Here is a 21982-nt window from a genome sequence, read left to right as displayed (position 1 = left end):
GGGGAAGTGGGGCGCCGCTGTCCGTCAGCGACATTACCGGCGAAGGCGCGGCGAGCGCGCAACACCGACGGCCCGCCCCGGGATCGGGACGGGCCGTCGGCGTCGGGATCCGGTCCCCTCGACGAGCTCAGGGACCGGATCCGTGCGGCGGGCTCAGCGCACGTCGAAGCGGTCGAGCTCGGCGACCTTGACCCAGGCCTTCACGAAGTCGTCCACGAACTTCGCGCCCGCGTCATCGCTGGCGTACACCTCGGCCAGAGCCCGCAGCTCGGAGTTCGAGCCGAACACGAGGTCGGCACGCGTGCCGACCCAGGTCTTCTCGCCCGTTGCGTCGTCCGTGGCCTGGAATGCGTGGGATCCGGGATCCAGCGGCTTCCAGGTCGTGTTCAGGTCGAGGACGTTCACGAAGAAGTCGTTCGTGAGGGTGCCTGGGGTGTGCGTGAACGCGCCGTGGGCGGATCCGTCCCAGTTCGCTCCGAGCACGCGCAGGCCACCCACGAGCACCGTCATCTCGGGGGCGGAGAGCGTCAGGAGCCCCGCCCGGTCGACGAGCAGCACCTCTGCGGGGATCGCACGGGCGACGTCGCTGACGTAGTTCCGGAAGCCGTCCGCCTGCGGGTTGAGGTACTGGAACGACTCGATGTCGGTCTGCGCCTGCGTGGCGTCCGTGCGCCCCGGCGTGAACGGGATCTCGACGGCGCGCCCGGCGGCGGCCGCGGCCTGCTTCACTCCGACGTTGCCTGCCAGCACGACGAGGTCGGCGAACGACACCTGCGCGCCGCCCTCCGCGTTGAACGCGGCCTGCACGCCCTCCAGCGCCGCGATCACGCGCGCAAGCTCGGCGGGGCGGTTGACCTCCCAGCTGCGCTGCGGCTCGAGCCTGATTCGGCCGCCGTTCGCGCCTCCGCGCTTGTCGCTGCCGCGGAAGGAGGAGCTCGCGGCCCACGCGGTGGACACGAGGTCGGACACGCTGAGGCCGGTCGCCGCGATGCGCTGCTCCAGGTCTGCGATGTCCGCGGCGCCGATCGGAGCAGCTTCCGGTGCGGGCACCGGGTCCTGCCAGAGCAGGTCCTCCGCCGGCACCTCGGCGCCGAGATAGCGGGCCTTGGGGCCGAGGTCGCGGTGGGTCAGCTTGAACCACGCGCGGCTGTAGGCGTCGGTGAACGCTGCCTGGTCCTCCTTGAAGCGCAACGAGATCTCGCGGTAGATCGGATCCTCGCGCAGCGCCAGGTCCGTCGTGAGCATGCGCGGCTCTCGGCGGCCCTCGCCCTGCGCCTCCGGCACCATGTCGAGGCCCGCGCCATCGGTCGGCTTCCAGTGCTTGCCACCGCCGGGGCCCGTGGTGAGCTCCCACTCATAGGCGAACAGGATGTGGAAGAACTCGTTGTCCCAGCGGGTGGGGTGATAGGTCCAAGTGACCTCGAGGCCGGATCCGATGGCGTCGATGCCGTGTCCGGCGCCGTGGCTGCTCTTCCAGCCCAGGCCCATCTGCTCGATCGGCGCCCCCTCGGGCGACTCGCCGACGTTGCCCGCCTCCGGGGCGGCGCCATGGGTCTTGCCGAACGTGTGGCCCCCGGCGATGAGAGCGACCGTCTCTTCGTCGTTCATCGCCATCCGGCCGAACGTCTCGCGGATGTCCTTCGCGGCGAGCACCGGATCCGGGTTGCCCTCCGGGCCCTCGGGGTTGACGTAGATGAGGCCCATCATGGTGGCCGCGAGCGGCTTCTCGAGCGAGCGCTCGCCCTGCTCATCCGTGTCGATGCGGGCGCTGGAGTCGAGCCAGATCTTCTCGGATCCCCAGTACACGTCCTCATCCGGCTCCCATACGTCGGGGCGGCCCCCGGCGAAGCCGAACGTGGGCATGCCCATCTGCTCGTGCGCGACGTTGCCGGCGAGGATCATCAGGTCGCCCCAGCTCAGCGCCTTGCCGTAGGCCTTCTTCACGGGCCAGAGCAGGCGGCGCGCCTTGTCCAGTCCCACGTTGTCGGGCCAGCTGTTCAGCGGGGCGAAGCGCTGCTGGCCGGTGCCGCCGCCGCCCCGGCCGTCGAACACGCGGTACGTGCCCGCGGAGTGCCAGGCCATGCGGATCATGAGCGGTCCGTAGTTGCCGAAGTCCGCCGGCCACCAGGGCTGCGACTCGGTGAGCAGGGCGGCGATGTCGCGCTTGACGGCTTCGAGGTCGAGCGCCTCGAACGCGGCGCGGTAGTCGAACTCTGCGCCGTGCGGGTCGCCCACGGCGGGGTTCTTCGCGAGCTGGCGCAGGTTCAGACGCTCCGGCCACCAGTCGGTGTTGCCGGTGCGGCCTCCCGCGGGACGCGGGGCAGATGCACTGCCGGCATGGTCGATCGGGCAGGTGTTCTCAGACAAGGCTGATCCTTTCCTCTTCTTTGGTCGGTCGATGGTGCGCCGAGCACCGCTCCTGGGCGACGGCGCAGGGGCAGACGCGGCGCGAGTCCCGGTCAGGCGGCAGGGCGCACCTCGTCGCAGGCGCGGCAGACCGCGCGGTAGGTGACGGAGGCCTCGAGCAGTCGCATGCCGTGGTCCTCGGCAGGGTGCAGGCAGGGGGAGGCGCCGACGGCGCAGGAGACGACCTCCAGGCGGCCGCAGCGCACGCACTGCATGTGGTGGTGGTTGTCGCCGGGTTCGACCTCGAAGAGCGCGCGGTCGGCATCGGGCAGGCTGACCCGGCGGATGATGCCGGCCGTCGCGAGGTCTCCGAGGATCGCGTGCACCGTGGGCAGGGCGATGCCGGCGCCGTCGACGGCGGTGTGGATGCGATCCGCGGAACTGTGCGGAGCGAGGGCGAGCGCCTGGAGCACCGCGATGCGCTGCACCGTGACGCGCAGTCCCGCGTCGCGGAGGATCGCCGACGTGTCCATGGCTCCACCCTAGCTTTTTCTGAATGATTCAGGAAAAGCTCCGAATGGATGGCGTGTCGCACCGTTCAGGTCGCAGTATCTGTCGTTCTGTGGCCTCACAGGCGACACTTTTCGCGACCTGAGCGGCCACGGGGCGGCCAGAGGGCGGCCAGAGGGCGGCACTGTCAGAGGCGGCCTGCCGCCTTGAGCTCGAGATAGCGGTCCGCGATGCGCGGCGGGAGGTCGTCCGGATCCGCGGTGAGCGGTTCGCCGCCCGCGCGTCGGATCGCGTCGGCGACGCGCGCGGCATCGGCGAGCGTGCGCTCGGCGGCCGCGGCGAGGTAGACGTCCTCGCGGGACTCTCGTGCGCGGGCCAGGTCGTCGATCGAGAGATCCGTGGCGGATCCGACCAGGATCGTGGTCGCGCGCGAGGCGTTAGGGAAGGCGCCGAGGAACGATCGCGCGCTCTCCACCGCGTCCTGCGCGGTCAGCACGACGATCAGCGACGGTCGAGTGGTGAGAGAGCGGATCGCGGCGAACGCGGCGCCCCAGTTGGTGTCGACGAGGCGGGCGTGCACGGGCGCCATGGCATCGGAGAGAGCCGGCAGCAGCGCCGCCCCGTCCACACCGCTCACCCTGCCGCGCACGGCGCGGTCGAACAGCAGCAGATGCATGTGGTCGCCGGCGCGCTGGGCGAGCGCGGACAGCAGTAGCGCGGACTCGTAGGCCGCGTCCAGGCGGGTGCCGTCGCCCACGCGCGCCGCGGCGGTGCGGCCGGTGTCGACCAGGATCACCACGTGCCGGTCGCGCTCAGGACGCCACGTGCGCAGCATCGTGGTTCCCGCGCGGGCGGTGGCGCGCCAGTCGATCGAGCGCACGTCGTCGCCGCGCACGTACTCGCGCAGCGAGTCGAACTCCGTGCCCTGTCCGCGCACCTGGACGCTGGTGTTGCCGTCGAGCTCGCGCAGCCGCGCGAGGCGCGAGGGGAGGTGCCGCCGGGAGGTGAACGGCGGCAGGATCCGGATCGCCCCGCGCACCCTGTGACGCCCCTGACGTCCTGCGAGTCCCAGCGGGCCCCGGGACCGGATCGCGACGAACTCGCTCGTCAGCTCGCCCCTGCGGCGCGGCAGCAGCACGATCGGCACACGCCGACGCTCGCCCGCGGGCAGGTCCAGCGCGGCTCTGCCCCGGTCCGCGGCTCCGGCCGTCGGCTGCCAGGCATCGCGGAGCTGACCGCGCAGCCGGCTCGCACCGAGGTTCTGCACGATGACCGTCGTGGCGACCGGCTCGTGCTGACGCGCGCGGTTCGGCACCTCGCGGTTCACCCGCAGCACCCCCAGCGGAGCCGCCGCCAGGACGTCGACGCCCACGAGCAGCGCGCACAGAGCGAGCCAGCCGAGCAGCACGAACCACGGCGGCACCCCGACGGTGTCGAGCACCACGAGCGGCACGACGCCGAGTGCGGCGACGAAGACGAGGCGTCCGGTGAGGAACATTCAGATCGGAACCCTGGTCTGCTGCACCACGCTGGTGAGCACGGCGTCGGCGGATACGCCCTCCATCTCGGCGTCGGGGCGCAGCTGCAGGCGGTGCCGCCAGACCGGGATCAGCATGGTCTGCACGTGGTCGGGGGTGACGGCGCTCGAGCCGTTCAGCCATGCCCAGGCCTTCGCCGCGGCCAGCAGAGCGGTCGAGGCGCGCGGGCTCGCCCCCAGCTGCACGGAGGGGGACTGCCGGGTGGCCCTGGCGAGGTCGACCACGTAGCCGAGCACGTCGTCCGTGACCTGCACGCGCCCGGCGGCCTGCTGCGCGGCGAGGATCTCGTCGGCGCTGACCACGGGGTGCAGATCCGTGAGCTCGCGCGGCGAGAAGCCGTCGGCGTGCCGACGCAGCACCGAGACCTCGGCGTCGCGCTCCGGCACGCCGACCACGAGCTTCATGAGGAAGCGGTCCAGCTGCGCTTCCGGCAGCGAGTAGGTCCCCTCGTGCTCGATCGGGTTCTGCGTCGCCGCGACGAGGAACGGATCGGGAAGCGGGAGGCTCGCGCCGTCGGAGGAGACCTGGCGTTCCTCCATCGCCTCCAGCAGCGCCGCCTGCGTCTTCGGCGGCGTGCGGTTGATCTCGTCGGCGAGCAGGATGTTCGTGAACACCGGGCCGCGGCGGAACTCGAACTCGCCGGTGCGCGCGTCGTAGACGAGGGATCCGGTGACGTCGCCCGGCATCAGGTCGGGGGTGAACTGCACGCGCTTGGTGTCGAGCCCCAGAGCGCGGGAGAAGGACCGCACGACGAGGGTCTTCGCGACGCCCGGCACGCCTTCCAGCAGCACGTGCCCGCGGGCAAGTAGCGCCACGAGCAGTCCGGTGACGGTGCCGGCCTGACCGACCACGGCCTTGTCCACCTCGGCGCGCACGCGCTGCATGGCCTGACGGAGCGCAGCATCGTCGGATCCGGCGGCCGTGTGCGTGGCGGGCGTCGGCGCTGCGGGGGACGGGCTCTGCACGGCCGCAGGAGGCGCGGGCGGCGCCGGAGGATATCCGAGCGGGGCGGATCCTGCGGGGTCGATGCCGGGACGATCTGTCACGGGGTGCTCCTTTCGATGCGGACGGCGTTCTCGACGGCGTTCTCCAGCTCGGCGAGACGGCGGGCGTAGGGGACGAGTTCGGCGTCGCTGACCGGCAGCGGGCCGGCGAGGAGGGCACGTGCGCCTGCCCGGTCCACGCGGATGCGGTCGGCGGCGGCGTCCGCCACGGCGGCGGCATCCGCCCTGGCGGGCAGACCCAGGCGCGCGGCGAGGCGGGAGATCGTGCCCGCGCGCAACGCGTCCGCCGCATGTGCGGCGTCGGCGGCCTTCGCCGTGAGGCGCGCCCGACCGAGCATCGTCTCCGAGGCGCGCACCGTGACGGGCAGCGTCTCGGCCACGAGCGGCCCGAAGCGTCGTCCGCGCCACACCGCGGCGAGGAGCGCGGTGATCATGCCGAGGACGATCACGGGCGTCACCCATCCGGGGGTGAGGTCGGCCAGGCTCTTCGGCACGTCGATGTCCGTGCGGTCCGAGTCCTCGTACGAGGGCACGTACCAGATGACGTGCGGCCGCGCGCCGAGCAATGCGAGCCCGAGCGCCGCGTTGCCGTTCTCGCCGAGGTGCTCGTTCGTGAACAGCGCCGCACCGTCGACCATGGCGCGGCGGGCGCCGTCCTGCTCCGCGATCAGGACGGCCGCACCGTCTGTCGCGTCGCCGAAGCAGCTCGTGACCCCCGGGTCGGGGAGGAAGAGCTGGCCCGGCGCGATGGTCCCGACGTGTGCGAATGCGGGGACGTCGCAGTCGGCCCCGGCACTCGGAGGCGAGGACGCCTGCCCGTAGGTGCCGAGCTGCAGCATCCGCAGCATCCGCGAGCTCGGAGAGATCAGCACGACGTCGTGCGCTGCATCGGTGAGCTTCGTGACCGCGGCGTCGCTGAGCGGGTACGGATCGCTCATCACCAGGGTCGTGTTCGCGTCGAGCCGGCTGACGGCGTCGGCCCTGGAGCGCACCACGTCGACGCTGACGCCCTGTTGCCGGAGGATTTGCGCGAGCGCCTGCATGCCGCCGGGGCCGGGCCGTTCCGGGTCGAGCGCGCCGCGCTGCGTGGGAGAGGGGGCCGTGAGCAGCAGCCCTGCGGCGGCGACGACCAGCACGAGTGCGGAGACGAGGACCCAGCCGAGTATGCGGCGGAGGCGCCGCGGCGCCCGCACGAGCGTGCCGATGCGACGGGCTTCGGGAGAGGGAGCGTCGGATCCGTCACCGGGGGCCGCCGTGTCAGGCGCGGACGGCGGCGCGACGGCGCTCATGCCGACACCGCCTCGGGCAGCGCGGGCGGGCGCAGGGCCCCCAGACGATCGTCCGTGTCCGCGAGGGTCCGGTACCGGGCCGCGGAACCGGGGTGTCCCAGGTAGCGCACGTCGTCGAACGCGACGGCGGCGGCGTGCAGGGCCTCGCCCTCGGCGGGGAACGGCACCGCCGCTTCGCGGGCGATCGTCTGCGCGGTCGCACCGGGAGCCGGAGCGATGAGGTCGCGTTCGATGAGCGACCGGGCGATGGCGCGGTAGCGCAGCACGATCGCCTCGGTCCAGTCGGCCTCGCGCGCGGCGCGGTCGGCATCCGCGCGCAATTGCGCGGCGGTGCGGTCGTCCGCGGAGCCGAGGAGCACCGCTCCTGCCGCGCCGGTCCTGGAACGGCGCGGACGTCCCCAGATCAGCAGCAAGGCGATGAGCGCGGCGACGAGCAGGGCGCCGATCACGATCGCGGCCCACGGGCCGAGATCCACGGCGTGCTGCGGGGTGAGCAGGTCGACGAGCCAATCGACCACGGCCCGTGCCCACTGGTCGATGAGGGTCGGTTTCGCCTGCTGGTACTCGGGCTTGGACAGCTCCTTCTCCGCGAGCTCGCGCGCGCTGTCGCCGTCGGGGACCAGCGGGATCGCAGCGAGCTTCGCACCGAACGCCGCGGGAAGGGCGCTCAGCGCGACGGGGAGGGCGAGGCCGATCATCGCCGATCGGATCCCGGCGCGGTCCATCCCTCGTCCGGCGGCGGCACGGCCCAGGGGCTCTGCTGCGCGGGCGGGATCGGCGCTGATGGCGCGGGGGGAGCGGGCGGCGGCGCCGTCGGAGCAGCGCTGGGCGGTGCAGCCGGGTACACCGGAGGAGCGGCCGGGTGGCCCGGGGGCACGGTCGGGTAGCCCTGTGGTGCAGGTGCGCCGGCGTAGCCCTGCGGCGCGGGATAGCCGGGGACGGGGCCGGGCGGCAGGGGATACGGCACCGCGGTCGGAGCAGGGCGGAACCCGGCACGGACGGCTCTGCCCGAGTCCACCCGGAACGGATCGGTTCCGTCGTCGTAACCGGCCGCTCGGCGCTCCATGGCCGCCATCAGATCCTGGTCCAGTCCCTCGTAGCGCATCCGGCAGTCGATGTAGACGAGTGCACCGGCCGTAGCCTGCACCACGGAGCTGATGGACTGCAGCATGACGACGAGGACCTGGGTGATCACCAGGCCCACGACCGCGCTCACGCCCAGGGAGAGCTCCGTGCTGCCCGTGGGGTTGAGCACGGGGCCGAAGAGGGAGGTGATCAGTCCGCCGATCATGCTGATCGCCTGCGTGCCGACGTACATGATCGCGCCGATGAGGAACACGATCCCGAAGGCGAACCAGAACCGTCCGCGGGTGAGCCGCCAGGAGCGGACGATCGCGGCGCGCACGCCGGCGCCCTCGAGCACCAGGAGCGACGGTACGAGCATCAGTTTCGTGCCGACCCAGACCGACAGCACCACGAGCCCGGCCATCCCGGCGAGCATGCCGAAGATCGCGAAGGCGATGCCCGCGCCGTCGAAGCCCGTCGGCACGCCGATCGCGACGAAGGGCACGCCGATGATGACCACGGCGGCCGCGACGCCGGCGACGCCGTAGAGCAGTGTGTAGCCGATGAGGCGCCAGACCGCCGGCCGCACTCTGCGCCAGAGGGCGCCGAGCGTCGCGCTCTCGCGCAGCACCGCAGCACGCACGTCCGCGGCGACGATGCCCTGCACGATGGCGGTGAATGCGACGGAGAAGAGCCCCATGAGCAGGCCGGCCAGGCCGATGAAGGCCAACGAGCCGAGGTAGAGGGTGATCCACTCCTGGCTGCCCGCCTGCACGGTGCTGAGGCGGGTCAGGGTCGCGAACGAGACCGCTCCGACGACGGCAAGGACCACGATCATCACGATCAGCTGCACCACCACGGCGAAGCCGAACAGCACTTTGGGATTGTGCCGCAGCGCGGCGAAGGACTTCCCGAGGATCGTGCCGAACCCGAGCGGGCGCAGCGGGATGAGGCCGGGTTTGGGCGCGGGGGTCCAGCCCTGCGCATTCACACTCTGCTGGCTCACGAGTCCTCCGGTTCGCGTGTGCGTCCATCGTGTCATACCGCCGCGCCGGGCCGGATCGGCGACGCGACGGGGCGCGAGCGACCCCCTTCGGCCGACTTCCGCGGGTCGTGAAGTACGCTGGACCGACGTGGGGGTGCACATTCGCGCCCACGTCACGCAAGAGATCCGAACACCGCGAGATCCGAAAGACGACTGCCCGCCCATGACCTCACGCATCCTCGTGGTCGATGACGACACGGCCCTGGCCGAGATGATCGGCATCGTGCTGCGCACGGAGGGCTTCGAGCCCGTGTTCTGCGCGGACGGCGCGAAGGCCGTGGACGAGTGGCGCGCGCAGCGCCCCGACCTCGTCCTGCTGGATCTCATGCTCCCCGGTATGGACGGCATCGAGATCTGCACCCGCATCCGCGCCGAGTCCGGGGTTCCGGTGATCATGCTCACCGCCCGCAGCGACACCGCCGACGTGGTGCGCGGCCTCGAGGTCGGTGCCGACGACTACATGGTCAAGCCCTTCAACCCGAAAGAGCTCGTCGCGCGCATCCGCACCCGGCTGCGGCCGACGCCGCAGTCGACCAGCGAGGTGCTGCGCATCGGAGACCTGACGATCGACGTCGACGCGCACGAGGTGCGGCGCGGCAGCGCCCCGATCGCTCTCACTCCGCTCGAGTTCCAGTTGCTCGTGGCGCTCGCCTCCAAGCCGCAGCAGGTGTTCTCCCGGGAGATGCTGCTCGAGCAGGTCTGGGGATACCACTACAAGGCCGACACCCGGCTCGTGAACGTGCACGTGCAGCGCCTGCGCGCCAAAGTCGAGGTCGACCCGGACAACCCGCGCATCGTCACGACCGTCCGCGGCGTCGGATACCGCGCGGGGAGCGTGGTCTGACCCGCACGCGGGTCGCGCCGACGCCTCCGCCGAGAAGAAGCGGCCCCCGCCGATGCTGAAAGTCCGCCGATGACGAACACCGTGGCGCTCGCGAACGCGGCGATGCGCGGTGTGCGCGGCGGAGGGCACCGCACGGCGCAGCTGTGGCGTCAGTCGCTGCGGTTCCGCACGATGGTGATCGCCCTCGCCCTGACCAGCATCGCCGTGCTGGTGACGTGTGTGGCGATGGCGCTCGCCGTGCAGAACAACCTCTGGGAGGCGCGCAAGGACCAGGCGCTCAAGGACGCAGGACGCGCGGCGAACTCTGCGCAGTCGATGCTGTACTCGGCGGACACGCAGGGCAACCGCACCGCGCTGACCAGCCTCATGCGCGACGTCAGCGTGCAGGTGCAGTCTGTCTCCGCGTCCCCGCTGTACGGAGTGATCTCGCTCGGCTCGCAGGCCGGCGTCGGATTCACCCAGACCGGCTTCAGCCAGGAACTCATCTCGGATCAGCTGACGCAGCGCGTGACGAAGGACGCCACCAAGCAATGGTGGCAGCCGGTAGCGCTGCACGATGCCGACGGCTCGGCGCATGCCGGGATCCTCGTCGGCCAGCAGCTCAACATCCCGGATGCGGGGGCGTACGCGCTGTACATCGCATACGACCTCGCGGACACCGAGCAGACCCTCGTGCTCGTGCAGTCGAGCCTGTGGATCGCCGGGATCGTGCTCGTCGCCCTGATCGGCGTGATCGCCTGGTTCTCGCTGCGCACCGTGGTGCAGCCGATCACCGAGGCCGCCGAGTCCAGTGCCCGCTTCGCCGGCGGCGACTTCGATGTGCGCCTGCCCGTACGAGGGCAGGATGAGCTCGCCACGCTGGGCCGGTCCTTCAACGCCATGGCGGACAGCATCGAGGCGCAGATCAAGGAGCTCGGGGAGCTGTCGCTCGTGCAGCAGCGGTTCGTCTCCGACGTCTCGCACGAGCTGCGCACGCCGCTCACGACCATCCGGCTCGCCGCAGAGATGCTCAACGATCGTCGCGACGAGTTCGATCCGACGACCGCGCGCACCGCGGAGCTGCTGCAGACGCAGGTGCACCGCTTCGACACGCTGCTCGCGGACCTGCTGGAGATCAGCCGCTACGACGCCGGATCCGTGCAGCTGGAGACCGAGGCGGTGAGCCTCGCGCACCTCGCGGAGGACATGGTCGACGAGATGCGCCCGCTGGCCGAGTCGCACGACACCGAATTGCGCTTCGTGGCACCCGGCGGGCACACCCCGGTGGATCTCGATCCGCGCCGCGTGCGCCGCATCCTGCGCAACCTCGTCGGAAACGCGATCGAGCACGGCGAGGGGCATCCCATCGTCATCACGGTCGACAGCAGCCAGAACGCGGTCGCCGTCGGCGTGCGGGATCGGGGCATGGGCATGACCGCGGAGGACGCGGAGCGCGTGTTCGACCGGTTCTGGCGGGCGGACCCTTCGCGCAAGCGCACGATCGGCGGCACCGGGCTCGGACTGTCGATCGCGCTGGGAGATGCACGACTGCACCGGGGCACCCTGACCGTGTGGTCGCGGCCGGGGGAGGGCACCAACTTCGTGCTGACCCTTCCGCGCGGATCCCGTCCGCTCGACGGCGCATCGCCCGTGCCTCTGGAGCCGATCGAGGCGATCGCCGAGATCGGCGTCACCACGGCGCCGATCGCCCAGCAGGGCGATCATGCACGGCCGGCGTCCCCGGCGGACCCGCAGGAGGAGTCATGAGAATCGGACGGATCCTGCGCGGCGCGGCCATCGCACTCGCCCTCCTCGGGCTGACGGCCTGTGCGTCGCTGCCGGTCACGGGCGACGTGCGCCCCGGCCTCACGGCGGGGCAGAGCGGAGGCGGCTCGGATCTCGCGTTCGTGCCGCAGGGCCCGTCGAACGGCATGGATCCCAAGGAGATCGTCCGCGGCTTCATCGATGCGGCCTCGAGTCCCAAGGACAGCTGGAGCATCGCACGGCAGTTCCTCACCTCCGACGAAGCACAGAAGTGGAAGCCGGACGTGGGGGTCACGATCGACACCGGATCCGCCGAGCGCCGCTTCGACGTCCCCGACGTCACCAAGGCGGCCACCTCGACCAGCGTGCACCTCGGACTGCAGCAAACCGGGACTGTGGACGAGACGGGCGCGTACTCCGGGGCTCCCGTGAACCGTGCGGCCGAACTGATGTTCTCGCTCGCCAAGAACAAAGACGGCCAGTGGCGCATCTCCGCGGCGCCGGACGGCATCGTGCTGGACGCGGATTCGTTCGCCGCCGCGGACGTGTTCGCCCCCTACGCACTGCAGTACTTCGACCCGACCTGGACCTACCTGGTGCCCGACGTGCGCTGGTTCCCGAAACGGGAGAACACCGCGAGCAGGATCGTGCAGTCCCTGATCAGCGGCAAGCCCAGTCCCTGGTTGACCGGGGCCGTGCGCACCGCCTTCACCGGGGACATCGCGCTCGGCCGGAACGCGGTGACACTCGACTCCCAGATCGCCGAGGTCGCGCTCAACGACGCCGCGGGCAAGGAGGATCCGGTCACGCTGGCGCGGATGCGCACCCAGCTCGAACGCAGCCTGAGCAGCCTGAGCGGGGTCGGCATCCTGCAGGTCAAGCTCACCGTCGCCGGCCGCGATCTGAACGCGGGATCCGCCACGGCCACGCCGACCACGGTCGACCCGCGTCCGCTCGTGCTGACGGACAAGGGGTTCGGCTATCTGGCCGGCGGCGAGCTCACCCCGATCGCCGGCGTCTCCACGCCGTTGGAGAACTTCCCCGAGCAGATCACCGCGATCCGCGCGGCGACCGGCGGTCAGCGCGTCGCGGTGCAGGGGGCGAGCGGCGTCGTGTACGCGGTCACCGATGGCAGGACAGACGAGATCGACGGCCGTCCCGCTCTGATCGCACCGGCCCTGGATCCTTTCGGCTACATCTGGACCGTTCCGCGTAACTCGCCCTCGTCGATCCTGGCCTGGTCGAACTCGGGCTCGTCGTCGCCCTCGCGCCCGATCGCCGGCCCCTCCGACGCGGGACAGATCACGGCGATGGCGGTGAGCAGAGACGGCGCCCGGCTCGCCCTGGCCGTGACCTCGAACGGCCAGGTCCGCATCGAGGTCGTCGCCATCACGCGGGACGACCGCGGCGCGCCCACGGCGATCGGCGTCGGGAATCCGAACGTGATCGCGTGGCCGGCCGCAGCGCTCGACATCACCTGGCTGGACGACATGACCGTGGGTGTGCTCGCCACTGACGGGACGAGCCGCGGGCTGAGTCTGCAGCAGGTGGGCGGGCCGGCGAGGACCGTCGATGTGCCTGATGCGACGCAGACGATCGCCCCGGCATCGCCGACGACCACGGTGCAGCTGTTCGGCAACGGCGTGCTGTGGGTGCGCAGCGGCCCCGCTTCGACGCAGGTGAGCACGAACGTGAAGGTGCTCGCCGTGCAACTCGGCGGGCAGACCGGCGGCTGAGCCGGTTCGATCGTCCTGCACAGCCCCTCGGGAGGGGCGGCTGCGCACCGATCACGGATCGCCCGTCCCGCGGGTGGACCTCGGCGCGCATACTCGCGGCATGCCTCCGATGACACGGCCTTCGTCGCCCGGCGATCGGCTTCCGGCACCGTCCGCCGCACGCCGGCTCGTCCGGGAGATCGCTGATCTCGTCTTCGCCTCCGTGTGCGCCGGGTGCGGGGCGGTGGGGACGGCCTTGTGCACTTCGTGCGAGGCCGAGCTCGAGCCGCGCGTGGTGCGCCCCCGGTCCGACGACGTTCCGCTGCGGGCCGGCCTCGTGTTCGACGGGGTCGCGGCCTCCGTGCTGCGTGCGGTCAAGGAGGACGGGCAGACCTCGTTGATCCGGCCCCTGCGGCCGGCGCTCGCCGCGGCCGTCGACGACCTGTGCACGGGCGCGACCGCGCCCCGCCGCATCGACGTCGTGGTGCCGGTGCCGACCACGCGATCGGCCTTCCGGCGTCGCGGATACCGCGTGCCGGAGATCTTCGCCCGCGGCACCGGCATCCCGTTGCTGCGAACGCTGTCTTATGTGCGCCGGGTGCGCGATCAGCGCGGGCTCGGCGCGCACGAGCGCCGGTCCAACGTCACCGGCGGCCTCATCGCGTCGCGTGCCGGAGACGGAGCGTCCGCGCTGATCGTCGACGACGTGATCACCACCGGCGCGACCTGTGCCGAGGCGGCCAGAGCGCTCGGCGCCGCAGGGTTCCAGGTCGTCGGCGCGGTGGCCGTCGCCGCCACCCGACGACGCGGATGAGCGCGCCGGGAGGAGGGGCTGCGGACCCGCGCCTCCGGCGGGAGGGGTCTCGGAGCGGATCCGCACGACACGCAGATGAATTGTGGATGACATGTCGGGGTCGGGCGACTACGGTGGGGACTCACAAAGGCGACCACGGTCCGCCCTTGGCCGGGCGGACCGGAACAAGGAGGTCAGGATGGAAACGAACATCGTCGGTGTCGGAGTCGGCATCAGCGATCGATTCCGAGCGGTGGTCGAAGAGAAGACCGCACGGATCGCGACTATCGCGACGAAGGCGCAGAGCCTGGACGTGAAGGTCACTCATCGTTCCTATCGCGGCGGTCATGTGGAGGACGAGACCGTCGAACTCACTCTCATCGGCAGGGGTCCGCTGGTCCGCGCGGAGGCACGCGACGCGGACAAGTTCGTGGCTCTCGACCTCGCCGTCGACAAGCTCATCGAGCAGGTGCGGCGCGCGAAGGAGCGGCGCATCGACGGGCGGCACCATCCGCGCGGCGCGCGGTTCGAGAAGGGAACCGGCGAGCTCGCGGGCATCGACGTGCACCCCGTCTCCGCGGACACGCTTCATGCGGTTTCCACCGGCGCGATCCCGACGCTCGAGATCGAGGAGGAGTACTCCCCGGTCGTCATCCGCACCAAGAACTTCGATGCCGAGTGGATGACCGTCGAAGAGGCCGTCGACCGCATGGAGCTGGTCGGGCACGACTTCTTCCTCTTCGTGGACGCGCGCAGCGACCACCCGAGCGTCGTCTACCGCCGCAAGGGCTGGGACTACGGCGTGATCTCGCTCACCACTCAGGCGGCCCCCGCGGAGGAGCTCGTCAGCTGACGCGGTCCTGACAGTCGAAACGCCCCGGTCCTTCAGGACCGGGGCGCTTCGCTGAGGTGAGTCGTCCCCGTGAGCGCACGCCATAGAGTGCGTTCACGGGGACGACTCGAAGAGGGCGGGTCGAAGACGGTCAGTCGAAGATGTCGCCGAGAAGGCCGCCGATGACGAGGCCGCCGAGTACGCCGGTCACGACGTCTCCGCCGCCGGAGCCTCGGCCGCCGCCCCAGCCGCCGCCACCGCCCCAGCCGTTGCCTCCGCCGCCGCCCCAGCCCTGGTCGGGGCGGGACCGGTCGATGTCGTGCTGAGCGAGCTGGAGCGCCTCTGCGGCGAGCTGGGCGACGCGACGTGCGGCGCTGAGGGCCTGCTCACGGGTCTCCTCGGCGGGGAGCAGCCCCGGAACGTCGATGCGGAGCCGCTCGGCCTCGGCGAGACGCGTGCGGGCGTCCGCGCCGATCCAGCCGCGGTGTCCCTCGATCAGGCCGCGGGCGACGCCGAGCTGCCGGTCCGCGTCATCGAGCGCGTGCTGCACGGTGTCGATCGCGGGCAGCGGGTGCTCCGCGCGGTAGCGCGCGGCCGCGATCGCCGCGTCCAGCGCGGTGTTCGCTGCACGCAGGCGGGTGAGTTCGCCGAAGGGGTCGGAGCGGTCTCCGGCGGGCGTGAGGGTGTTCAGAGCTCGCTGCAGTTCGGCGGCGGCTGCGGCCACGGCCGGTGCGTCGGGCGCCATCGGCAGGGCGGCCAGGTCGCCTCGCGAGTCGGCGACGACCTCGGCCAACGTGGACTCGGCTCGCAGCGCCTCGATCTCGAAGTCGTCCACGGCGTCGAGCAGCGAGGCCGCCCGGCGAGTGGCCTCGGTCGCGGTCTCGAGCGCGAGCACGGCCTCCTGATTGCGGCCGGCGTCACGGCGACGCTCGAACACGTCGGCGCCGTGGTTCGCGAACACCACGAGCTGGGCGGCCTCCTCGGCGCTCCGTGCGACGCGCTGCATGGCGGCGTCGGAATAGCGCGTAGCGAGTCGCTCCACAGACGCCTGCGCCTGCGGCACTCTGCCCTCCAGTGCTGCGGCATCCGCGCGCACCTTGGCGACGACCTGCGGCGCATTGCRCACCCGGGCGACGGAGTCGGCGATAGCGGCGGACTTCTCGTCGATCAGATCCTCGGCCCACTGGCACAGCTGCATGATGCGGGCGTTGCGGGTGCGCAGCTCCTCCGCGGTGTCCGGGATCTCGTCGTGGTTCAGCTGGTGAAGCTGGAACGCCTCGCCCATATGCGAGCGCACCGCTTCCAGCGCGGAGTGGAAGTCCGCGGTCATCTCGTCGCCGAGTTCCGCCGTGGCGAAGGCGAGCTCATCGGAGGAGGTGCGGATCCGCTCGTCGGCAGCGACGATCGCCTGCTCGGCGCGCCGCGCGAGATCCGCGTCCTGCGCCTGCAGCTCTTCCTGTTCACGTTTGCGTCTGCCCCAGAATCCGGCCATGGGCCGATCCTATGGTCCCGGACCGTGCACGGGCTGTGGATCCGCTACGCCCTCGGCGATCACGCCGCGACGGATCGGCCGGAGGGCCTCCCGCGCTTGGGGCGCTCCGTGGAGAGCTCGAGCTCCAGCGCGTGCCGGGGGTGCTGGGCGAGGCGCTGCCCGGTGTGATCGAGCCAGCGCACCTCCGCCTCCGCCTGGAAGATCATGCTGTCGATCACGAGCGTCCAGGCCAGTTCCTGCGGGCTGTCCGGCTGGGAGCCCGCGTACTTCGTGCGCTGCAGCTCTTGCAGTTGCGCGAGCGAGGCCCTGCGCTGCGTCCGGATGACGGCCGTCACGTCGACGCCCGGCAGAGTCGCCGCGACCGCGAGTTTGATGGCGAGCTCGTCGCGGGTGCCCGTGCCGCGCTCGACAGGGGAGGAGAGCCAGCCGGAGACCTCGGTGGATCCGGCCTGCGTGATCGCCCAGTACACGTGTCCCTGGTCGTCGGCGTCGCCGCGATCGACGAGCCCATCGCGCTCCAGGCGCTCGAGTGTGTTGTAGATCTGACCGACGTTGAGCGGCCAGGTCGAGCCGGTACGGCGGTCGAACTCGGCACGCAGCTGGTACCCGTAGCACGGGCCCTGATCGAGGATGGCGAGGAGGCTCTGGCGAACGGACATGAATATTTCCTTTCCCGGAATCTGTTTCCGAGTATATGCATACCCGGAAACATCCACCGGCGTCCGTCGCGCGGTGTGTCGTCGCCCGGAGTGCCGTACCGCGGCGTCGGATCGGATCCACGGGCCCGGTGCAGGGGATCGACAGGTCACGGCCCGGTAACATGAGTTCGTATGCCGTGCGCGCGACGCGCGCGGGTCAGACCCATAGGGAGATGGAATCCGTGGCGAATCCTCTTGAGAAGCTGCTGCGCGCGGGTGAGGGACGGATCCTGCGCCGCCTGAACGGCGTCGTCAAGGCCGTGAATGCGCTCGAGGACGACTTCGCGAAGCTCAGCGACGAGGACCTCCGCAACGAGAGCGTCGAACTGCGTGCGCGGTTCGAGAAGGGCGAGACCCTCGAGCAGCTCATGCCRGAGGCGTTCGCCGCCGTCCGCGAGGCCGCGAAGCGCACCCTGGGCATGCGCGCCTACGACGTGCAGATCATGGGTGGCGCGGCCCTGCATGAAGGCAACATCGCCGAGATGAAGACCGGTGAGGGAAAGACCCTCGTGGCCACCTTCCCGTCCTACCTCAACGCGATCGCCGGGCAGGGCGTGCACGTCATCACGGTGAACGACTTCCTCGCGACGTACCAGTCAGAGCTCATGGGCCGCGTCTACCGCGCTCTCGGCATGACCACCGGCGTGATCGTGTCCGGGCAGACGCCCGAGGTGCGCCGTGAGCAGTACAACGCCGACATCACCTACGGCACGAACAACGAGTTCGGATTCGACTACCTGCGCGACAACATGGCGTGGCGCAAGGAGGATCTCGTCCAGCGCGGACACTTCTTCGCGATCGTCGACGAGGTCGACTCGATCCTCATCGATGAGGCGCGCACGCCGCTGATCATCTCGGGCCCGTCGTCGGGCGAGGCGAACCGCTGGTTCGCGGAGTTCGCGAAGATCGCACGCACGCTGGAGCCGGGCGTTGACTACGAGGTCGATGAGAAGAAGCGCACCGTCGGCGTGCTCGAGCCCGGCATCGAGAAGGTCGAGGACTACCTCGGCATCGACAATCTGTACGAGTCGGCGAACACCCCGCTCATCTCCTTCCTGAACAACTCGATCAAGGCGCTGGCCCTGTTCAAGCGCGACACCGACTACGTCGTGATGAACGACGAGGTCATGATCGTCGATGAGCACACCGGCCGCATCCTCGTCGGGCGCCGCTACAACGAGGGCATCCACCAGGCGATCGAGGCCAAGGAGGCCGTGCCGGTCAAGGCCGAGAACCAGACGCTCGCCACCGTCACGCTGCAGAACTACTTCCGCCTGTACGACAAGCTCGCGGGCATGACCGGAACGGCTGACACCGAGGCCGCGGAGTTCATGTCGACGTACAAGCTCGGCGTCGTGCCCATCCCGACCAACCGGCCGATGATCCGTCAGGACAAGTCCGACCTCGTCTACAAGAACGAGACGGCCAAGTTCGCGCAGGTGGTCGAGGACATCGCGGTGCGTCACGAGAACGGGCAGCCCGTGCTGGTCGGCACCGTCAGCGTCGAGAAGAGCGAGTACCTCTCCCGGCTGCTGAGCAAGAAGGGCATCAAGCACGAGGTCCTGAACGCCAAGAACCACGCCCGCGAGGCCGAGATCGTCGCCCGCGCCGGCCGCCTCGGCGCCGTCACCGTCGCCACCAACATGGCCGGTCGCGGAACCGACATCATGCTCGGCGGCAACGCCGAGTTCCTCGCCGTGCAGGATCTCAAGGCCAAGGGGCTGGATCCGGTCGAGACGCCGGACGAGTACGAGGCCGCGTGGGACGAGACCTACGAGGCGATGAAGGAGAAGGTCTCGACCGAGGGCTCCAAGGTCGTCGAGGCCGGTGGCCTGTACGTGCTCGGCACCGAGCGCCACGAGTCGCGCCGCATCGACAACCAGCTGCGTGGACGCTCCGGTCGTCAGGGCGACCCCGGCGAGAGCCGGTTCTACCTGAGCCTCACCGACGACCTCATGCGGCTCTTCCAGCAGGGCGCCGCCGAGGCGATCCTCGCGCGCACGAACTTCCCCGAGGACATGCCGATCGAGTCGGGCCTCGTGACCCGCGCGATCCGCAGCGCGCAGAGCCAGGTCGAGGCGCGCAACGCCGAGATGCGCAAGAACGTCCTCAAGTACGACGACGTCCTCAACCGTCAGCGCGAGGCGATCTACACCGACCGCCGGCACATCCTGGAGGGCGACGACATCGCCGACCGGGTGAAGCACTTCGTGGAGGACGCGATCGGCGCGGTCGTCGACGACCACACCGCCGAGGGCCACACCGAGAGCTGGGACTTCGACAGCCTGTGGACCGAGCTCAAGACGCTCTACCCGGTCGACGTCACGATCGACGAGGTGGTCGCCGAGGCCGGCGGTCGCAAGGGCGGGATCACCGCGGAAGGCCTCAAGCGCGAGCTCGTCTCGGACGCCATGGTGGCCTACGAGACGCGCGAGAAGGCGCTCGGCGAGGCCGCGACGCGCGAGCTCGAGCGTCGAGTGGTGCTGCAGGTGCTCGACCGCCGCTGGCGGGACCACCTCTACGAGATGGACTACCTCAAGGACGGCATCGGCCTGCGCGCGATGGCGCAGCGCGATCCGCTGGTCGAGTACCAGCGCGAGGGCTACTCGATGTTCCAGGCCATGATGGGCCAGATCAAGGAGGAGTCGGTCGGCTACCTCTACAACCTCGAGGTCGAGGTGCGTCAGGCCGGAGACGAGGGCATCACCGAGGTCGAGGCCAAGGGCCTCGCCGAGTCGGCGGGCGATCAGCGCCTCGAGTACTCCGCCCCCAACGACGCGGGCGACGTCGAGGTCCGCAACGACCGCGGTCAGGTGCAGCAGGCGGCGACGGATCGGCTCCGTCAGGCCGCCTCGCGCGCCCAGTCCGAGAGCGAAGAGCCTGCCGAGCCCGCCGCGCCCGCCGCGCGCGGCGCCTTCGGGCAGCGCGTCGAGGGCGGTCAGGCCGCTCCGGTGAACCGGGCGGAGCGTCGCGCACAGGGCAAGAAGAAGTAGGTCCCGCAGGATCCAGGGCACGAAGAAGGCCGGCACCCCTCGAGGGTGCCGGCCTCCTTCGTCGCCGACGACAGTGCGGCGTCGGCGTCGCGCGCGTCATCTGCGGCGGACCCGCGATGGAAGAATGGGGCCGTGACCGGCTCGGGGGAACGTCAGCTCGCATCCACGAAGGTCGCGTCGTGGCTGCGCGACGCGATCCTCGACGGCGTGCGCGCGCCCGGCGGCCGCCTGATCGAACGCGACCTCGCGTCGGAGTTCGGGGTGAGCAGGGTGCCGGTGCGCGACGCGCTCAAGGTGCTCGTCGCGGAGGGCCTCGTCGAGCTGCGTCCGCACACCTGGGCCGTGGTGCGCGAGTTCACCGACGCCGACCTCGCCGATCTCGACGAGGTGCGCGCGGTGCTCGAGCCGCTGGCGTTCCGGCGCGCGGCCGAGCGGCACGGGCGCGACGGTCTCGCCCGGCTGCGGCGGTCGCTCGATGCGGAGGTGGCGAGCGCGCGATCGGGGGACGGGGTCGGATCCCGCCGCGCCGCGGCCGACTTCCACGAGATCGTCACCGACCTCGCCGAGAACCGGCTGCTGAGCGACATGATGAAGAGCATCCGCAGCAGACTGCGCTGGGCGCTCTCGCAGCACGATGACCTGCAGCACATCAGCGGGGAGCACGCCGAGCTGTTCGAGGCGATCAGGGCGCGCGATGCGGTGCGGGCCGCCGAGCTCGCCGTCGCGCACGTCGAGAGCAGCCGGCGGGCGCGCATCGCGCACGCCCAGGCGGTGCGCGCGGGGGCCGCCAGGGGCGCGTAGCGCGACGCGCGTGCACGAGCAGGCCTCGCGCGGGCGGTAATCTTGGCCGATGACACCGAGAACCTTCGACCAGTCGTCCAAGCTGAAGAACGTCCTTTACGAGATCCGCGGCAACGCGCTCGTCGAGGCGGCTCGGCTGGAGGCGGCAGGCCACTCGGTGCTCAAGCTGAACACAGGAAACCCCGCGGTCTTCGGGTTCGAGGCGCCGCAGCAGATCGTGCGCGACATGCTCGCGACACTGCCGGCTGCGCACGGCTACAGCGACAGCAAGGGCATCATCTCGGCGCGCCGCGCCGTGGTCAGCCGCTATGAGCAGGTCGACGGCTTCCCGCTCGTCGATCCCGAGGACGTCTACCTCGGCAACGGAGTCTCCGAGCTCATCACGATGACCATGCAGGCGCTGCTGGACGAGGGCGACGAGGTCCTCATCCCCGCCCCGGACTATCCGCTGTGGACCGCGATGACCAGCCTCGCCGGCGGAACCCCGGTGCACTACCTGTGCGACGAGGAGAACGGGTGGAACCCGGATCTGGAGGATCTGCGGTCCAAGGTGACCCCGCGCACCAAGGCCATCGTCATCATCAACCCGAACAACCCGACGGGCGCTGTGTACTCGCGCGAAGTACTGCAGGGCATCGTGCAGGTGGCGAGGGAGAACGATCTGCTGCTCCTGTCCGACGAGATCTACGACCGGATCCTCTTCGATGACGCGCAGCACATCTCCACCGCGACCCTCGCGCCTGATCTGCTCTGCCTGACCTTCAACGGGCTCTCCAAGACGTACCGGGTTGCCGGATATCGGTCCGGGTGGCTCGTCATCACAGGTCCGCAGCAGCACGCGAAGGGCTTCATCGAGGGGATCACCCTGCTCGCGTCCACCCGTCTGTGCCCGAACGTGCCTGCGCAGCACGCGGTACAGGCGGCTCTCGGCGGTGTGCAGTCGATCGAGTCGCTGATCGCCCCGAGCGGACGCCTGCATCTGCAGCGCGACGCGGCCTGGGAGGGGCTCTCCGCGATCCCCGGCGTCAGTTGCGTCAAGCCCACCGGGGCTTTGTACGCGTTCCCGCGGCTGGATCCGAATGTGCACGAGATCCACGACGACGCGAAGCTCATTTACGACCTGCTGGTCGCGGAGCGGATCCTGCTCGTGCAGGGGACCGGCTTCAACTGGGCGACGCCGGACCACCTGCGCGTGGTAACGCTGCCCGAACCGCGCGTGATCACCGAGGCGATCGAGCGTCTCGGCAACTTCCTCGCGAGCTACAGGCAGTAGC

General features: G+C 70.8%; 17 protein-coding genes. 8 read left to right on the top strand and 9 right to left on the bottom strand.

Going from position 1 to position 21982, the window contains the following annotated elements; translation table 11 throughout:
• Positions 1-153: 153 nt before the first annotated feature.
• The 7 genes from katG to AC1DG4_RS06175 all read right to left on the bottom strand — a co-directional run bounded on the left by katG (position 154) and on the right by AC1DG4_RS06175 (position 8758).
• Positions 154-2367: a catalase/peroxidase HPI gene (katG, locus tag AC1DG4_RS06205; protein WP_477379498.1), complete on the bottom strand. Its 2214-nt coding sequence runs from the start codon at positions 2365-2367 to the stop codon at positions 154-156.
• A 92-nt stretch (positions 2368-2459) separates the two neighbouring features.
• Positions 2460-2879: a Fur family transcriptional regulator gene (locus AC1DG4_RS06200; RefSeq protein WP_477379496.1), complete on the bottom strand. Its 420-nt coding sequence runs from the start codon at positions 2877-2879 to the stop codon at positions 2460-2462.
• 164 nt (positions 2880-3043) lie between these two features.
• Complete coding sequence (locus AC1DG4_RS06195) at positions 3044-4354, bottom strand: DUF58 domain-containing protein (protein WP_477379494.1); 1311 nt, start codon at positions 4352-4354, stop codon at positions 3044-3046.
• On the bottom strand, positions 4355-5278 hold the full coding sequence (locus AC1DG4_RS06190; protein ID WP_477380386.1) for an AAA family ATPase: 924 nt from the start codon (positions 5276-5278) through the stop codon (positions 4355-4357).
• A gap of 158 nt (positions 5279-5436) precedes the next feature.
• A complete protein-coding gene (locus AC1DG4_RS06185; RefSeq protein ID WP_477379493.1) occupies positions 5437-6687 on the bottom strand; it encodes a DUF4350 domain-containing protein in 1251 nt (416 codons plus the stop codon).
• Positions 6684-7385 (bottom strand): DUF4129 domain-containing protein, encoded by a 702-nt coding sequence (locus AC1DG4_RS06180; RefSeq protein ID WP_477379491.1) that lies wholly within the window; start codon positions 7383-7385, stop codon positions 6684-6686. The genes AC1DG4_RS06185 and AC1DG4_RS06180 overlap by 4 nt, the downstream gene beginning before the upstream one ends.
• Positions 7382-8758 carry a glycerophosphoryl diester phosphodiesterase membrane domain-containing protein gene (locus tag AC1DG4_RS06175; RefSeq protein WP_477379489.1) on the bottom strand — a complete coding sequence of 459 codons (1377 nt, stop codon included), beginning with the start codon at positions 8756-8758 and terminating at the stop codon, positions 7382-7384. Before AC1DG4_RS06175 ends, AC1DG4_RS06180 begins: the two co-directional genes overlap by 4 nt.
• 202 nt (positions 8759-8960) lie before the next feature.
• Here AC1DG4_RS06175 and mtrA point away from each other — a divergent pair, with 202 nt between their 5' ends.
• From mtrA to hpf, 5 genes are all read left to right on the top strand, one after another.
• A complete protein-coding gene (mtrA, locus tag AC1DG4_RS06170; RefSeq protein ID WP_045270195.1) occupies positions 8961-9641 on the top strand; it encodes an MtrAB system response regulator MtrA in 681 nt (226 codons plus the stop codon).
• 69 nt (positions 9642-9710) lie between these two features.
• Positions 9711-11387 carry an MtrAB system histidine kinase MtrB gene (gene mtrB, locus AC1DG4_RS06165; protein WP_477379487.1) on the top strand — a complete coding sequence of 559 codons (1677 nt, stop codon included), beginning with the start codon at positions 9711-9713 and terminating at the stop codon, positions 11385-11387.
• The gene (locus AC1DG4_RS06160) at positions 11384-13120 is read left to right on the top strand and encodes an LpqB family beta-propeller domain-containing protein (RefSeq protein WP_477379485.1); all 1737 of its coding nucleotides are present in this window, start codon (positions 11384-11386) and stop codon (positions 13118-13120) included. Before mtrB ends, AC1DG4_RS06160 begins: the two co-directional genes overlap by 4 nt.
• A 100-nt stretch (positions 13121-13220) precedes the next feature.
• Positions 13221-13913 (top strand): ComF family protein, encoded by a 693-nt coding sequence (locus tag AC1DG4_RS06155; RefSeq protein WP_477379483.1) that lies wholly within the window; start codon positions 13221-13223, stop codon positions 13911-13913.
• A gap of 178 nt (positions 13914-14091) precedes the next feature.
• A complete protein-coding gene (hpf, locus tag AC1DG4_RS06150) occupies positions 14092-14745 on the top strand; it encodes a ribosome hibernation-promoting factor, HPF/YfiA family (RefSeq protein WP_045270191.1) in 654 nt (217 codons plus the stop codon).
• A 130-nt stretch (positions 14746-14875) separates the two neighbouring features.
• Here the strand turns inward: hpf and AC1DG4_RS06145 are convergent, their stop codons facing one another.
• Positions 14876-16216 carry a coiled-coil domain-containing protein gene (locus AC1DG4_RS06145; RefSeq protein WP_477421131.1) on the bottom strand — a complete coding sequence of 447 codons (1341 nt, stop codon included), beginning with the start codon at positions 16214-16216 and terminating at the stop codon, positions 14876-14878.
• Positions 16217-16275: 59 nt separating this feature from the next.
• Positions 16276-16875 carry a PadR family transcriptional regulator gene (locus tag AC1DG4_RS06140; protein WP_477379479.1) on the bottom strand — a complete coding sequence of 200 codons (600 nt, stop codon included), beginning with the start codon at positions 16873-16875 and terminating at the stop codon, positions 16276-16278.
• 221 nt (positions 16876-17096) lie between these two features.
• Here AC1DG4_RS06140 and secA point away from each other — a divergent pair, with 221 nt between their 5' ends.
• The 3 genes from secA to AC1DG4_RS06125 all read left to right on the top strand — a co-directional run bounded on the left by secA (position 17097) and on the right by AC1DG4_RS06125 (position 21981).
• Positions 17097-19907 carry a preprotein translocase subunit SecA gene (gene secA, locus AC1DG4_RS06135; protein WP_477379477.1) on the top strand — a complete coding sequence of 937 codons (2811 nt, stop codon included), beginning with the start codon at positions 17097-17099 and terminating at the stop codon, positions 19905-19907.
• 132 nt (positions 19908-20039) lie between these two features.
• Positions 20040-20708, top strand: coding sequence for a GntR family transcriptional regulator (locus AC1DG4_RS06130; RefSeq protein WP_477379475.1), 669 nt, complete (start codon positions 20040-20042; stop codon positions 20706-20708).
• 49 nt (positions 20709-20757) lie between these two features.
• Positions 20758-21981, top strand: coding sequence for a pyridoxal phosphate-dependent aminotransferase (locus AC1DG4_RS06125; RefSeq protein WP_477379473.1), 1224 nt, complete (start codon positions 20758-20760; stop codon positions 21979-21981).
• Position 21982 lies beyond the last annotated feature (1 nt).

It is taken from the genome of Microbacterium sp. 05N427, assembly GCF_056397105.1.
This window is presented reverse-complemented; position numbering and strand designations above follow the sequence as displayed.

Excerpts from the sequence above, each read along its gene's own strand:
- AC1DG4_RS06200 (WP_477379496.1), bottom strand. The coding sequence starts at position 2,879 with ATGGACACGTCGGCGATCCTCCGCGACGCGGGACTGCGCGTCACGGTG.
- AC1DG4_RS06195 (WP_477379494.1), bottom strand. The coding sequence starts at position 4,354 with ATGTTCCTCACCGGACGCCTCGTCTTCGTCGCCGCACTCGGCGTCGTG.
- AC1DG4_RS06190 (WP_477380386.1), bottom strand. The coding sequence starts at position 5,278 with ATGCAGCGCGTGCGCGCCGAGGTGGACAAGGCCGTGGTCGGTCAGGCC.
- AC1DG4_RS06185 (WP_477379493.1), bottom strand. The coding sequence starts at position 6,687 with ATGAGCGCCGTCGCGCCGCCGTCCGCGCCTGACACGGCGGCCCCCGGT.
- AC1DG4_RS06180 (WP_477379491.1), bottom strand. The coding sequence starts at position 7,385 with ATGATCGGCCTCGCCCTCCCCGTCGCGCTGAGCGCCCTTCCCGCGGCG.
- mtrA (WP_045270195.1), top strand. The coding sequence starts at position 8,961 with ATGACCTCACGCATCCTCGTGGTCGATGACGACACGGCCCTGGCCGAG.
- mtrB (WP_477379487.1), top strand. The coding sequence starts at position 9,711 with ATGACGAACACCGTGGCGCTCGCGAACGCGGCGATGCGCGGTGTGCGC.
- AC1DG4_RS06160 (WP_477379485.1), top strand. The coding sequence starts at position 11,384 with ATGAGAATCGGACGGATCCTGCGCGGCGCGGCCATCGCACTCGCCCTC.
- AC1DG4_RS06155 (WP_477379483.1), top strand. The coding sequence starts at position 13,221 with ATGCCTCCGATGACACGGCCTTCGTCGCCCGGCGATCGGCTTCCGGCA.
- hpf (WP_045270191.1), top strand. The coding sequence starts at position 14,092 with ATGGAAACGAACATCGTCGGTGTCGGAGTCGGCATCAGCGATCGATTC.
- AC1DG4_RS06140 (WP_477379479.1), bottom strand. The coding sequence starts at position 16,875 with ATGTCCGTTCGCCAGAGCCTCCTCGCCATCCTCGATCAGGGCCCGTGC.
- AC1DG4_RS06125 (WP_477379473.1), top strand. The coding sequence starts at position 20,758 with ATGACACCGAGAACCTTCGACCAGTCGTCCAAGCTGAAGAACGTCCTT.